This is a genomic window from Microlunatus soli, assembly GCF_900105385.1.
Lineage (GTDB): Bacteria > Actinomycetota > Actinomycetes > Propionibacteriales > Propionibacteriaceae > Microlunatus > Microlunatus soli.
On the sequence record NZ_LT629772.1, the window covers coordinates 256,022 to 268,895 of the forward strand.

Sequence of the window (12,874 nt, forward strand, 5' to 3'; positions counted from 1 at the left end):
CGTCATGACGCTATTGGATCACCCGGGACCGACAGCTGGTGGCTCCGCCACGACGCGATGCCGATGTCGACGATGTCGGCACGGGATTCGGTGGGCACCCGATCCAGATCGATCCATGCGGCCCGGTCGGTGGTGCCGCCCACCTCGATCGTGCCGAGCTTCCCGTCGACCACTGACGCGGTGTACAGGATCCGGACCGACTTGTACGGCTTGCCGCCCGGATCGGCCGGCGAGCCGGCCTGGTCGGTGAACGAATTCGTCGTCAGGGGATCGCCGAGTCGGATCCGGTAGCCGGTCTCCTCCATCGCCTCGCGGACGATCGCCTGCTCGACCGACTCGTCGTACTCCACTCCTCCGCCGGGCAGCGACCAGCCCGGCCGGCCGTGTCCGTGCGGACCGCCGTTGTACCAACTGAGCAGGATCCGGTCGGCGTCGATGATCACCGCGTAGGCGGCCACCCTGGTGTGGAACTCGGTGAAGTGCACCGGCCAGACGCTACTCCCGTGCCGGCAGAACACTCAGCCGGTGTGGACGATCTTGGCCGGGGTCGCTCCGGTCCGCTGGTGGGCCAGCACCAGCCGCGCCGCGATACCGACGAACCCCACCACCGGGCGATCGTCGTCGTCGTGCACGACGAAGCCGCTGACCGGGTCGAAAACGAGTTCCCCGATCTTCTGCTCTGCACCGTCGTACAGGCCGTACCGGACGATCTCCGGTGTCTCGACTTCCTTGTGCGCAACCAGATACACGGCCTCGATCGCCTCAGGATGTTCGGTGATGTTGCCGACATCGTAGGAGCCGGCAGGATCACATGATAAGCGCGTTACTGAAGCGGTTCACATGCAGCCCCCGAAGTCGCCGCGCCGGGTCAGAATCGACGGTTGGCGATCACCGGGATCGTCTCCCGGATCGCCGGCAGCCGCTCGGTCTCGACGTCCACCACCAGCAGCTCCGGCTCCGCACCGGCGCCGATCACGGCCCCGCCGGCGGGATCGATCAGTGCGCTGTAGCCGACGCCGGTCGGCGCACTGCCCCGGGTCTTGATCCCCTGGGTCGCCGGGTCGGCCTGGCCGACCGCGGCAACGAAACAGGTGCTGTCCAGCGCACGGGCCTGGGTCAACAACTGCCACTGGGCCACCTTGCCCGGACCGGCGCCCCAGGATGCCGAGACGATGATCAACTCCGCACCCTGATCGGCCAACCGGGTGTACAGCCCGGGGAACCGGACGTCGTAGCAGACCGTCAGGCCGACCTGTAGCCCGCCGATCGGGGTGACGACCGGTTCGGTGCCCGGCACCACGGTGTCGGACTCGGCAAATCCGAAGGCGTCGAACAGATGGATCTTGCGATAGCTCACCAGCCCGTCCGGGCCAGTCACCACCAGGGTGTTGCCGACCTTCGTCCGACCGTCCGGCGCACGCTGCTCCGACGGGGTGAACATGCCGGCCACCGCGGTGACACCGCTGGCGGCGGCGATCGCGGTCAGCCTGCTCACCCACGGGCCGTCCAACGGCTCGGCGACCGTGTCCAGCCGATTACCGAACGCGCACATCGTCGCCTCCGGGAAGATCACCAACTCCGCGCCGGCATCGGCTGCACGGACCACCTGGTCCTGCACGGCGTCCAGGTTGGCTCGCTTGTCGGCCGAGCTGATGATCTGCGCCAGCGCCAGTCGCATCAGACGTCTCCATGATCGACATCGGTGCCGCGCAGTCCGAGCATGAACAAGATCGCATCCAGGTACGGCACCGAGACCGTCACCTCGGCCTGCTCCCGGACCGCCGGCTTGGCGTTGAACGCGATCCCCATCCCGGCCGCGGCGAGCATGTCCAGGTCGTTGGCGCCATCACCGATCGCCACTGTCTGGGACAGCGGAACCCCTTCTGCAGCAGCGATCTCGGCCAAAAGCTCCGCCTTACGGGCACGATCGACGACGGTGCCGAGGATCTCTCCGGTCAGCCGGTCGCCGGAGATCTCGACAGTGTTTCCGTAGGCATGATCAAGATCGAGTTGATCTTGGAGCCAGTCGGTGAACAGAGTGAATCCACCACTGACGATGGCGACCGCGAAGCCGAGCCGTTTCAGCGTACGGACGAAGGTGCGGGCGCCCGGCGTGAGCCGGATCCGACCACGGACCCGGTCGATCGCGGACAGCTCGAGCCCCTTCAACAGCCGTACCCGTTCGCGCAGTGAGCCCTCGAAGTCCAGTTCGCCGCGCATCGCGCGTTCGGTGATCGCGACGACCTGTTCGGAGCAGCCCGCCTCCTCGGCCAGCAGGTCGATCATCTCGTCCCGGATCAACGTCGAGTCGACGTCCATCACCACCAAGCGCTTGGCCCGGCGTTCCAGCCCACCGGCCTGGACGGCGATGTCGATCCGGTGATCGCGAGCGATCTGCATCAGCCGGCGCCGCATCGTGTCGACATCGCCGGCGATCACCGACAGGTCGTAGGCAGTGACCGGTTCGGTGGCCAATCGGACGATCCGGTCGATGGTGCCGTCGGTGTCGGCCACCGCCACCGACACCGCCGCCAGCGCATCGGGGCTGAGTGCCTCGCCCAGCACGGTGATCGCATGCCGGGGCAGCATCGAACGCTGCGAGGTCGCCTCGACGTGTTCGAAGTCGACCGTCAACTGCAAGGTGTGTCCCCAGTAGAGGATGTCGCGGATCAGGCTGGAGTCGGCCTCGGCGATCCGGACGAGGACGTCGAGGGTCAACCGCTCCCGGACGACGAGCTGCTCCATGTCGTCGATCTCGGCGCCGGCACCGGCGAGCAGGCCGAGCAGATCGCCGACCACCCGCGGTCGGTCCCGTCCGCTGACTCTGATCAGCAGCGGCTGACCGAACTGGTCGGCCGCCGGCTCCGCTTCACCCTGTGCCACGGCCCTCAATCTACCGGCCCGGGCCCGCCGACCCCGATCCCGCCCGCTGCGCGGTCAGTGGACCACCGGATCGGCCGGGCCACCGGCACGGGATCGACGGATCGGTGCCACGATGGTCCGGTGCAGGAGGAATTCGTCGAAGCGGTGCTGAGCGCAGTGGAACTGATCCCACCCGGCCAGGTCGCCAGCTACGGCGACATCGCCGACTACGTCGGAAGCGGCGGGCCGCGGCAGGTCGGCAGCGTGATGTCACACTACGGCGCGGCTGTCTGCTGGTGGCGAGTGGTCCGGGCCGACGGCCGGCCGGCCGACGGACTGACCGAACGAGCCCTGGAACACCTGGCGTCGGAGGGTGCCCCGCTGCGCGGTGACCGGGTGATCATGGCTGATGCACGGTGGACCGGACCGTCCACGTTACGGACGTGACACGGTTGAATTGTGGGGTTCCCAGGTCTGCGATCTTGTGACAGGCTAGGCGTGCTGTTGCAAGTGCTCTGTGTCGTGGTAAGTGCTACGCCCGGTGAGTTTTTGCGTGGGCCCCAAAACCCTGAGCCGGGAGTGGGCGTCCGGCAGCACTGGAGTCGTGAGGTGCGGCCCCGGATGCAAGATGCTAGGAGATGTGTTCATGGCGCAGGGAACCGTCAAGTGGTTCAATGCCGAAAAGGGTTACGGCTTCATCGCCGTAGACGGCGGCGGCCCGGACGTATTCGTGCACTACAGCGCGATCGAGTCCACCGGATTCCGGACCCTCGACGAGGGGCAGCGAGTGGAGTTCGAGACCACCCAAGGCCCGAAGGGTCCGCAGGCTGATCAGGTCCACGCGATCTGATCCACCACGACACCAGAGCCCCGGCAGCAGTTCCTGTTGCCGGGGTTCTGTCGTCTCATCCGTCAGCGAAGTACCGAGTCGTTCCTGGACCGAGTGATCGTTCCAGATGGCGATCATCGCCGTCCGGCCGAGCAGATCATGCGGTGAACTGAGCACAGCAACCGCCACTGCTGCCGACGAGGAACGATCATGACCTCCCTGCTGGACCATCCGCTCATCTCCCGGGTCACCACACCGGGTCTGACGTCGCAGGCCCCACCGCGCCCGGCTGCTGCCGGTCCGGTGAAGCGGGTCCCGTTGATCATCGCCGCGATTCTCGGCATCGGTCTGATCATCTGGGTCGGCACCCAGCACGGCGCGAAGTACGCCGCGCTGCTGTCGGTAGGGCTGCTGCTCGGCTTCGCCCTGTTCCATTCCCGTTTCGGGTTCACCTCGGCCTGGCGCCAGTTGCTCGCGGTCGGCAACAGCGCGGGGCTGCGGGCGCACACCCTGTTGATCGGCACCGCCGCCAGCGTGGTGATGCTGATCGCTGCGTCCGGGATCGGCCTGTTCGGTTCGACACCGGTGGTGAAGGCGACACCGATCGGGCTGCCGCTCTTCGTCGGCGCCGCGCTGTTCGCGATCGGCATGCAGTTGGGCGGGGCCTGCGCGTCCGGCACCCTGTTCGCCGTCGGTTCGGGCCAGAGCGCGATCCTGATCACCCTGTTCGGGTTCATCGTCGGCTCGGTGATCTACACCGCCGTCTACCCCGCCGTGCAGAACTGGCCGGAGATCCCCGGTGTGCTGCTGTCCGATCACGTCACCTGGTTCGGGAGTTGGGCGATCACCATCGCCGCCCTGATCGCGATCGCGGTGATCGCCCGCCGGGTGCAGAACCGCCGTACGCCGCCGCCGACCGGAGCGGCACCGTCGGCGACCGGCGCCGCCCGGATCATCCGCGGCTCCTGGCCGCTGTTGGTCGGCGCCGTCGTGCTCGGTCTGCTGGCCGGCGCCGTACTACTCGTCTCCGGGTCGACCTGGGGCGTCACCTTCGCCTTCGCCTTGTGGGGTGCGAAGTTCCTGCAGCTGATCGGGTTGCATCCCGAGACCTGGGCCTTCTGGCAGGAGGCGAAGAACGCGCAGGCCCTGTCGGCGTCGGCGTGGACCGACAAGACGACGTTGACCGACGTCGGGATCATGATCGGCGCGGCGCTGGCGTCGGCGTTGGCCGGTGCCTGGACGCTGCGGGCATCGATCCCGTGGCGGACCGTCGTCGCCGCGATCCTCGGTGGGATCTGCATGGGGTTCGGAGCCCGGCTGGCCGGCGGCTGCAACATCGGCGCCTACCTGAGCGGCATCTCCGTCGGCAATCTCAGTGGCTGGATCTGGGCGGTGTTCGCGCTCGGCGGCACCTGGGTCGGACTGAAGTTGCGGCCGCTGTTCGGGCTGGGCAATCCGGCACCGACCGACAGCATCTGCTGACCGCTGACCTCGAGCAACCGCTCGATGATGATCATGAACGAACCAGCCGGGCCCGGAACCTCGTACGGGATTTGCCGCAGCTACGGCGTCAACGCTCCTGATCGAGCAGCCCGGCGTCGCGGATCTGCATCGCCGCGGACACCCGGTTGTCCGAGCCGAGCTTGGTGAACACGCGGGTCAGGTTGGCCTTCACGGTTGCCAGACTGAGATAGAGCCGTTGTCCGATCTCCTGGTTGCTCAGCCCCTGAGCCATCAGCACGGCGACCTCGCGTTCGCGGTCGGTGAGCTCTGCCACCGCCCGCTGCAGCGCCGGGTCGACGGCCGGCCGGTTTGCCGCGGCGGCATCGATCACGGTCGCGGTGACCGCCGGTGACAACGCGTGCTCGCCCCGCTGGACCGAGGTGATCGCGGAAACGATCTCGGCGGGGTCGGCGTCCTTCAACAGGAAGCCACGGGCACCCTCCCGGAGAGCCCGCAACACGTAGTCGTCGGCGTGGAAGGTGGTCAGTACGATGACCGCGGGCGGTCCGTCCCGTCCGGACAACCGTTGCAGGACACGGAGACCGTCCAGCACCGGCATCCTGATGTCCAGCAGCACGACGTCCGGACCGGTGCTGTCGATCATCTCCAGTGCCTGCACGCCGTCGCTCGCCTCGCCGACGATGTCGATCGAGCTGTCACCGCCGATGATCAACCGCAGACCGGTACGGACCATCGGATCGTCGTCGACCAGCAACACGGTGATCATGATGCGTCCGGCCAGGGCATCCGTACCTCCACGTCGAACCGCTCACCGACGCTGCCGTGCCGTACCGTTCCACCGGCCAGGCCCACCCGTTCGGCGATCCCGACCAACCCTAGCCCGGCGCCGTCCCGGTCGGGCAGCGCCAGTGGCGTCAGCGGATTGCTGACCGTAATCACCAGGTCGCCACCGGCCGCCCCGGACAACGTCAACAGCACCGGAGCACCGGGCGCATGCTTGCGGGCATTCGTCAACGCCTCCTGGACGATCCGATAGGCCTGCCGGCTGGACCGCTCCGGCAGACCGGCCACCTCGGCACTCGATCGCAGCTCGACCGGCTGGTGCCGGCGTGCCTCGTTGATCAACGAGTCCAGGTCGGTGAGCGTCGGCTGCGGCGGTTCCGGTGTCGTGCCGGCACCCCGGAGGTCGGTCAGCACCTCCCGCAACTCGGCCAACGACTTCTTGGCGTTGGTCTGGATCAGCGCCGCGGTGTCCCGCGCGGTCTGTTGATCAAGGTCGGTCCGATAGGCCAGCGCGCCGGCGTGCATCGCGACCAAGGACAACCGATGCGCCAGCACGTCGTGCATCTCCCGGGCGATCCGCTCCCGTTCCGCCGCCCGCGCGCCGTCCAGTCGTGCCTGCTCGACCTGCCGCAGCGCGCGATCGGCGATGGCGCGTTCCCGCAACTCGGTCTCTCGGCTGCCGCCGAGCGCGCCCACCAGCACCGCGACCATCAACCCACCGATGGTGACGGTCAGCTCGACGGTGTGCGCGTTGCGCCAGGGTTGGGCATACGGCCCGACCAAGAAGCTGCCGAGTTTGGCGATCAGGATCCAGCTGCCGACCAGGACGACGGTGAGCACGCTGCGGCCCAGGCGTGCCAGATGGGCGACCGCGGCAAACGCCGCGCCGACCGGACTCGGTCCGATCAGCAGCAGGATGCCGAGCAGCACCGGAACCACGACCGGGAAGCGGTGGCGCAGCGCCAGCAGCACGAACCCGCCGAGTCCGGGGAGGACGAGCAGCAGGACGATCGACAGCGGCGGCGTCCGCCCCGGGACCAGCAGCGGGGTCAGGTAGTAGAGCCAGCCGACGATGGCGACGGCCCAGGTTGCGGCCGCACCGATCGTCCGGCGCGGCCCTGGTTCGGCGGGCTCGGGCAGGGTCACCCCACTCACCCTATGCACTGGTGGCGGCATCGGTAGCGACCTTCGGCCGGCATCGACTGGCCGAAGGGCTCGAGGTTCGGCCGTGTTGCCGGCCGTCGGTTCGATGTGCCGAACCGGTCGGCTGGGCTGGACTATGACCATGATCAATTTCGACCAGCTGTGCAAGTCCTACGGCGGCCGCCGAGTTGTCGACGAGCTGACCCTGAGCGTTTCTGCCGGTACGGTCACCGGCTTCCTCGGGCCCAACGGTGCCGGGAAGTCCACCGCGCTCCGGATCCTGCTCGGCATGTCGGCTCCCGATGCCGGTACGGCAACCGTCGCTGATCGCCGCTATCAGAGCCTCGGCTCGCCGGGACTGCTGGTCGGTGCGCTGCTCGACGCCGACGCATTCCATCCCGGGCGTACCGGGCGGGAGTCGCTGCGGCTCAGTTGCCTGACGATGGGATTGCCGATGCGTCGGGTCGACGAGGTGCTGGACCTCGTCGGGCTGACCAGGGCCGAGAGCCGCCGCCGGGTCCGGAGCTACTCGCTCGGGATGCGACAGCGGCTCGGACTGGCCAACGCGCTGCTCGGCGATCCCGCAGTCCTGATCTTGGACGAGCCGGCGAACGGACTCGACCCGCAGGGTCAGCGATGGCTGGGTGAGCTGCTCCGGGAACGGGCCGGTCAGGGCTGCACGGTGCTGCTGTCCAGTCACCAACTCGCCGAGGTCGAACGGATCGCCGACCGGCTGGCGATCATCGCCGACGGTCGCCTGGTCGCCCACGGCCGCCCCGCGGAACTCCGCGCCAGCCACGGCGACATCACCGATTTCTACTTCGCCGTCACCAGCGGACTCGACCGTGCCGCCTGACCCGCGTCGGACGTCAGCCCCGTCCGAACGATCCACCCCTGTCCGCACGACCAGGAGAGTGACCTCCACCATGACAACCGAACCTGCTCCGTCGCCGGCCTCGGCACGGCGGTCGCGGAACATCGACCAGCGGCTTGCGACCTCGCCGCCGAGCATCGGGCGATTGACGATGGTGGAACTGCGCAAGATGATCGACACCAGGGCAGGTGTCGTCCTGATCGTCGTCGGCGCCGTCCTGATCGGCACCTTCGGCGGCGGCGCCGTGTTGTTCCGCGATGCGCCGTCGATCGGTCGGATCACGCTGCTCGCCGGCACTCCGGCGATGCTGCTGATTCCGGCGCTGGCGACCCTGCTGGTGACCTCCGAGCGCAGTCAGCGGACCGCGTTGATCACCGATGCCCTGGTGCCCCGACGGGCACGGACGCTGACCGCCAAACTGATTGCCGTGCTGGTCTCGGCGGTGCTGACGGCGGCGCTGTGTCTGCTGGCCGCCGTTGTGATCGGCGCGACCGGTCCGCTGCTCACCGGACGCGCGGTCAGCTGGACCGTGGACTGGACCGCGATCGGCTGGTTCGCTGCGGCGATGATCGTCGCCGCACTGGTGGGCGCCGCGGTCGGCACGGCACTACTCAATGCTCCCGCCGCCATCGTGCTCGTTCTGGCCTGGCAGGCGCTGATCTTCCCACTGCTGTCGGCGCCGATCATCGGGCCGGTGCTGTCCTGGATCGACTTCGGAGCGGTCAGCAGATTCCTGGACGGGATCACCGGCGACGAGCTCGCGCGGGCCCTGGTGGGCGTTACGGTTTGGATTTTGCTGCCGGGCGTACTGGGTTGGATCCGGCAGCTTCGCACGGAGGTGCGCTGAGATGCCGACTCCGTCGACGACACCGAGCACTGCAAGGCTCCGGACGCCGGTGAAGGTGCTGTTGATCACCGTGCTGGCAACAGTGATCGTGATCGGCGGCGCCATCGGGTGGACCTCCTGGACCCGACGACCGCAGGGCGAGCCGCAGGCAACGGAATTCGCTGGTGCCGAGATCGCTCCGCGGCTGTCGAACGCGACCGTCCTCGCTCTCGGCGAAGCCACCCACGGGAATCATGAGTTCCAGCAGCTGCGGCTGCAGTTGGTCGGCAAACTGCCGTCCTTCGGCGCCATCGTGTTGGAGGAGGACTACGGCAGCGTCGCGCGGGCCAACGCCTACCTGCAAGGCGGTCCGGGTACGGCCCAGGACGCGACACGATCGTTCGGCTTCGTCCTCAACCACACCGAGGAAATGGCGCACCTGCTGGAGGGCATCCGCCGGATCAACGACCGGCGTACCCCGGATCGGCGGATCCGACTGGTCGGGATGGACGTCCAGCGGATCGACGCCAACAAACAACTTGCGCTGGACGGGATGCGCACCATCGATCCTGCCCTGGCCACCGAGATCGGCCGCAAGCTGCACGGATGGAACGACGTCACCACCGACCCCGGTGACCCGCGTCGGGTGGACGAAGCGCTCGACGTACTCGCCGACCGGCTGTCAACCAGCGACGACGTCGCGCGGGATGCCAGGAACGCGGCCACCGCATTGCAGCAGAATCGGCAGCTCGACCGGGCCGGCGACTACGCCGCCACCCGCGCCAGGATCATGGCGGAGAACCTACGCCGTACGGTGAGCGAGGAAGCCGCACGGGGAAATGATCACACCCTGCTGTTCGCCCACGACGGCCATCTGGACAAGACCTCCGCGGCGTACGCTCACCCCGACCTGGGTGCGCTGGCAGCGCGCCGCTGGGGTGATCGTTATCGGGTGATCGGCACTGACCTGCATGAGTCCCGACTGCGAACGGGTGACCGGGAACGACGCTGGGAGGTCCGACTGACCAACCGCAGTCCGCTGCGCGGCATGTTCGCCGGCACCAGGATCGGATACCTCGACGTCGCGGCGGCAACGCCGGCCAATCGCCGGCTGCTGGACCGCCGGGTCCGGATGGCCAGCGCCGGTGAATCCTTCCACCAGTGGCAGGCCTGGGTGCCGTGGCTGAACTCGGTGTCGATGATCCCGAGCCGAAGTTACGACGCGTTGATCATGGTCGACCGGGCGACGCCGGTCACTCCCCTGCGCTGAGCGGTGCGGTCAGCAGTCGAGGACGAGCCTGACGGTGCTCGCCGGTGGGACCGTGACCCGAACGCCGCGGGGCTCGGCCGCCAACGTGGCCTCCTCGCCGAGGCTCTGCGGTGCGCCGGTCGTGGTCGCCGAGACCTGCAGCACGGCCGCTCGGTCGCCGGGGTTGCCGATCAGCAGCTGCCGGCGGTCACCGGATCCGCCGGTCCCGAGTCGCTGGCACAGCACCCCGATCGCCGCAGCCGGCCCGTCGATGATCGTGATCGACGGCACCGGCGTGAGTGGGCCGGCGGTAGCGACCCAGTCGATCACGCGGCCGGCCGGGTGCGGCGGCGCACTCGGTGCGGCTCGCAGGCCCCGCGGTCCCCAGGCCTCGAACAGTGTCAGCGTGCTGACACCGGGCACCGCCAGTGCGGCGATACTGCTGACGGTCCAGGCCGCAACCCCCGCTGAGGTCTGCCGCGGGTCGGTGGCCTCCGGCACCTGCTGTGCACCGTATCCGTCGACGAGTCCGCCCCGAAGATGATCATTCGGGTCATGATCATCCGGGACGAACGGCGTGGTGGCGACCGCGTTGAACCGGGATCGGAGGGTGACCGGTCCGATGTGCACCGGACGTCCCCCGGCCAGCCGGACCGCCTGCTCGGCCACCGGGCGTTGCATCGGCAGCGACTCGATCACCTGGGCGCGGCTCAGGTCATGCATCTGCGGCGTGATGCTGAAGGTCAGCCCACCCCGGTGATCGGAGAACTGATCGATGGTGCGGTTGAGTTCGGTGAAATGCGCACGGGTACCGGCGACCACCTCGACGTCGGGCAGCACGGCAGCCATCGTCCGCCGCAGCGCGGCCGTCAACGGCACTGTCGTCCGACTGCTGGCCCGGTCGTAGACGGCGATCCGGCAGATCGCGGTACCACGCAGGGCGTCCAGTACCGCGACGACCTGGTCCGGGTCGGAGGCGATGATCCGGACGTCGAGATCGGCACCGTCGGCATCCCGACCGGCCCGGTACAGCACCGCCGGCCAGCGCTTCTCATCGGCCGGCAGCTCGACCATGATCGGCAACCGGAGCGCGGGCGATCCACCGGCGCCGGCGTCGTCGGGAGCCGTGCCGGCGCCGGTCTGCAATATCGGCAGCGACTCCGCACTCGGCATGATCAACATCGGCTTCGGCCCCGACACCGCGGTCGCCGTTGATCGACAGCTCAGCGTGAGCGACTGCTCGATCAGGTCCCCGCGCCCGACCGACACCGGGAACGGTTCAGCCAGTGGTGTCGAGTAGGTCTTGTACGAGGCGTCGGTCCAGTTCCGCTGATCCTCCATCTCGAAGACGTCACCGACCAGCCGCAACTCGGCAGCCAGACCGTCGGTCCGCCAGCGGTAGCCCGTGACGTCCAACGCCGGTTGATGGGCGGAGATGTCACTGGGGAAGGCGGTACTCTGCTCCGTCCCGTCCGGATGCAGGACCTCCAGATGACGGCCGGCGAGGCCAGGGGCATGCAGCACGATCAGCCCGATCCGGTTGCGCCGAAAATCACGCAGCACCCGGCCGCGGACAACGAACTCCAGCTCGGGCCCGAGTCGCAGGTCGGCGTCCCATTGGAGGACGGGCACTCCGTCCAGCAGGCTGCGTACGGCGAATCGGAGCCGGTCCGGATGCTCGTCACCGATGTCGAGGATCAGGTTCTCCGCGGTGCGCCAGTCATGATCACGGACGATGAATCGGATGCCGCGCAGCACCGGGTGGCCGCCGTGTCGGATGTCGGCGAGTTCGGCCCCGCGCAACGACAGCGTCCACCGCCCGGCGGTCACGATCCGGTCCGGCGTCTCACCGTCGCCCCAGCTCGTACCTGCCCCGTCCACAGCCGGTCCCGCAGTCATGCCCACGACCCGGTCGCCGTCCTGATGATCATGGGCGCTCACTCCTGATGATCGTGATCGGCCGACAGCACCCGCTCGCTGGCGGTCACCATGTGGGCTGCCATCCGTTCGGCGGCCCGCTGCGGATCATGGGCGGCGATCGCCTCGTACACCTCGGCGTGCTCGGCGTAGGCGTCGTCGGCCTGGGCTCGGGTGCTCAGGCCGCGCTCGGTCCAGACCTGCAACAGCGATCGGATCGTCTGCAACAGATCGGCGAGCACCTCGTTGCCGGCAGCGTGGGCGATAGCAGTATGGAACCGGACGTCGGACTCGATGAACGCCTTGGGCCGATCCAGATTCCTCTGCATCCGGTCCAGATACTTCTTCAGATCGCGGACCTGGGCCTCGGTCGCGCGTTCCGCCGCCAGCCCGGTCGCCTGCCCTTCGAGCCCGGAGCGGATCTCCAGCAGTTCCTCGGTCCTCGAGGCAGCCAGCAGCAGCCCCCAGCTCAAGGTCCGCGGCAGCAACTCCGAGGTCCCACCGCGCAGATAGCTGCCCGAGCCGGGCCGGACCTGCACCACGCCGAGGATCTCCAACGAGGCGATCGCCTCGCGGACCGCCGACCGTCCGACGCCGAGCCGCTCGGCCAGCGCGCGCTCCGGCGGCAGCCGCGATCCCGGCGCGAGATCGCCGGAGGTGAGCAACTGCAGCAGCTGGCGAGCGACCACGGCGGAGGGCGACCCGGCCGGCACCGCCTCGAGTTCGAGACGGACCCCGGTCGGATCGTCGTCGCTGTAGGAGGGCATGGGCCGAGCGTATCGAGCCGACGGCAGACCGGGTGGCGACACCCCGAATTCCGCAAATATTGGTCAACCGGTTGACAGATCGAGAGGAACTGGCGACGATGAGCGGACCGGCAGCCACGCGATGCGGCAGCGCCGGTTCGGTTGTCGATCGTCAGGAGTC

At 68.5% G+C, this 12,874-nt stretch carries 14 protein-coding genes; 6 read left to right on the forward strand and 8 right to left on the reverse strand.

What is annotated here, in order from left to right:
• Positions 1-2: 2 nt before the first annotated feature.
• From BLU38_RS01105 to serB, 4 genes are all read right to left on the reverse strand, one after another.
• Complete coding sequence (locus BLU38_RS01105) at positions 3-485, reverse strand: NUDIX hydrolase (RefSeq protein ID WP_172836040.1); 483 nt, start codon at positions 483-485, stop codon at positions 3-5.
• A gap of 33 nt (positions 486-518) precedes the next feature.
• The gene (locus tag BLU38_RS01110) at positions 519-749 is read right to left on the reverse strand and encodes a hypothetical protein (protein ID WP_091518529.1); all 231 of its coding nucleotides are present in this window, start codon (positions 747-749) and stop codon (positions 519-521) included.
• A 119-nt stretch (positions 750-868) separates the two neighbouring features.
• Positions 869-1,678: a carbon-nitrogen hydrolase family protein gene (locus BLU38_RS01115; protein WP_091518532.1), complete on the reverse strand. Its 810-nt coding sequence runs from the start codon at positions 1,676-1,678 to the stop codon at positions 869-871.
• Positions 1,678-2,883 carry a phosphoserine phosphatase SerB gene (gene serB, locus BLU38_RS01120; RefSeq protein WP_091518534.1) on the reverse strand — a complete coding sequence of 402 codons (1,206 nt, stop codon included), beginning with the start codon at positions 2,881-2,883 and terminating at the stop codon, positions 1,678-1,680. The genes BLU38_RS01115 and serB overlap by 1 nt, the downstream gene beginning before the upstream one ends.
• Positions 2,884-3,003: 120 nt before the next feature.
• Between serB and BLU38_RS01125 the strand changes: the two genes are divergently transcribed.
• From BLU38_RS01125 to BLU38_RS01135, 3 genes are all read left to right on the forward strand, one after another.
• Positions 3,004-3,309: an MGMT family protein gene (locus tag BLU38_RS01125; protein WP_197679945.1), complete on the forward strand. Its 306-nt coding sequence runs from the start codon at positions 3,004-3,006 to the stop codon at positions 3,307-3,309.
• A gap of 199 nt (positions 3,310-3,508) precedes the next feature.
• The gene (locus BLU38_RS01130; RefSeq protein ID WP_091531587.1) at positions 3,509-3,712 is read left to right on the forward strand and encodes a cold-shock protein; all 204 of its coding nucleotides are present in this window, start codon (positions 3,509-3,511) and stop codon (positions 3,710-3,712) included.
• A gap of 189 nt (positions 3,713-3,901) precedes the next feature.
• Positions 3,902-5,173, forward strand: coding sequence for a YeeE/YedE family protein (locus BLU38_RS01135; RefSeq protein WP_091518537.1), 1,272 nt, complete (start codon positions 3,902-3,904; stop codon positions 5,171-5,173).
• Positions 5,174-5,261: 88 nt separating this feature from the next.
• Here BLU38_RS01135 and BLU38_RS01140 read toward each other — a convergent pair whose 3' ends face one another.
• Positions 5,262-5,921, reverse strand: coding sequence for a response regulator (locus tag BLU38_RS01140; protein WP_091518540.1), 660 nt, complete (start codon positions 5,919-5,921; stop codon positions 5,262-5,264).
• Positions 5,918-7,084 carry a sensor histidine kinase gene (locus BLU38_RS01145; protein WP_172836041.1) on the reverse strand — a complete coding sequence of 389 codons (1,167 nt, stop codon included), beginning with the start codon at positions 7,082-7,084 and terminating at the stop codon, positions 5,918-5,920. The genes BLU38_RS01140 and BLU38_RS01145 overlap by 4 nt, the downstream gene beginning before the upstream one ends.
• Positions 7,085-7,223: 139 nt before the next feature.
• Between BLU38_RS01145 and BLU38_RS01150 the strand changes: the two genes are divergently transcribed.
• From BLU38_RS01150 to BLU38_RS01160, 3 genes are all read left to right on the forward strand, one after another.
• Positions 7,224-7,937 carry an ABC transporter ATP-binding protein gene (locus BLU38_RS01150; RefSeq protein WP_091531591.1) on the forward strand — a complete coding sequence of 238 codons (714 nt, stop codon included), beginning with the start codon at positions 7,224-7,226 and terminating at the stop codon, positions 7,935-7,937.
• A gap of 70 nt (positions 7,938-8,007) precedes the next feature.
• Complete coding sequence (locus BLU38_RS01155) at positions 8,008-8,802, forward strand: hypothetical protein (RefSeq protein ID WP_157683128.1); 795 nt, start codon at positions 8,008-8,010, stop codon at positions 8,800-8,802.
• A gap of 1 nt (position 8,803) precedes the next feature.
• Positions 8,804-10,051: an erythromycin esterase family protein gene (locus BLU38_RS01160; protein WP_091518549.1), complete on the forward strand. Its 1,248-nt coding sequence runs from the start codon at positions 8,804-8,806 to the stop codon at positions 10,049-10,051.
• Positions 10,052-10,060: 9 nt separating this feature from the next.
• Here the strand turns inward: BLU38_RS01160 and BLU38_RS01165 are convergent, their stop codons facing one another.
• Both BLU38_RS01165 and BLU38_RS01170 read right to left on the reverse strand, forming a co-directional pair.
• Positions 10,061-11,971 (reverse strand): hypothetical protein, encoded by a 1,911-nt coding sequence (locus BLU38_RS01165; RefSeq protein ID WP_091518552.1) that lies wholly within the window; start codon positions 11,969-11,971, stop codon positions 10,061-10,063.
• Positions 11,968-12,714 carry a FadR/GntR family transcriptional regulator gene (locus tag BLU38_RS01170; protein ID WP_091518555.1) on the reverse strand — a complete coding sequence of 249 codons (747 nt, stop codon included), beginning with the start codon at positions 12,712-12,714 and terminating at the stop codon, positions 11,968-11,970. The genes BLU38_RS01165 and BLU38_RS01170 overlap by 4 nt, the downstream gene beginning before the upstream one ends.
• Positions 12,715-12,874 lie beyond the last annotated feature (160 nt).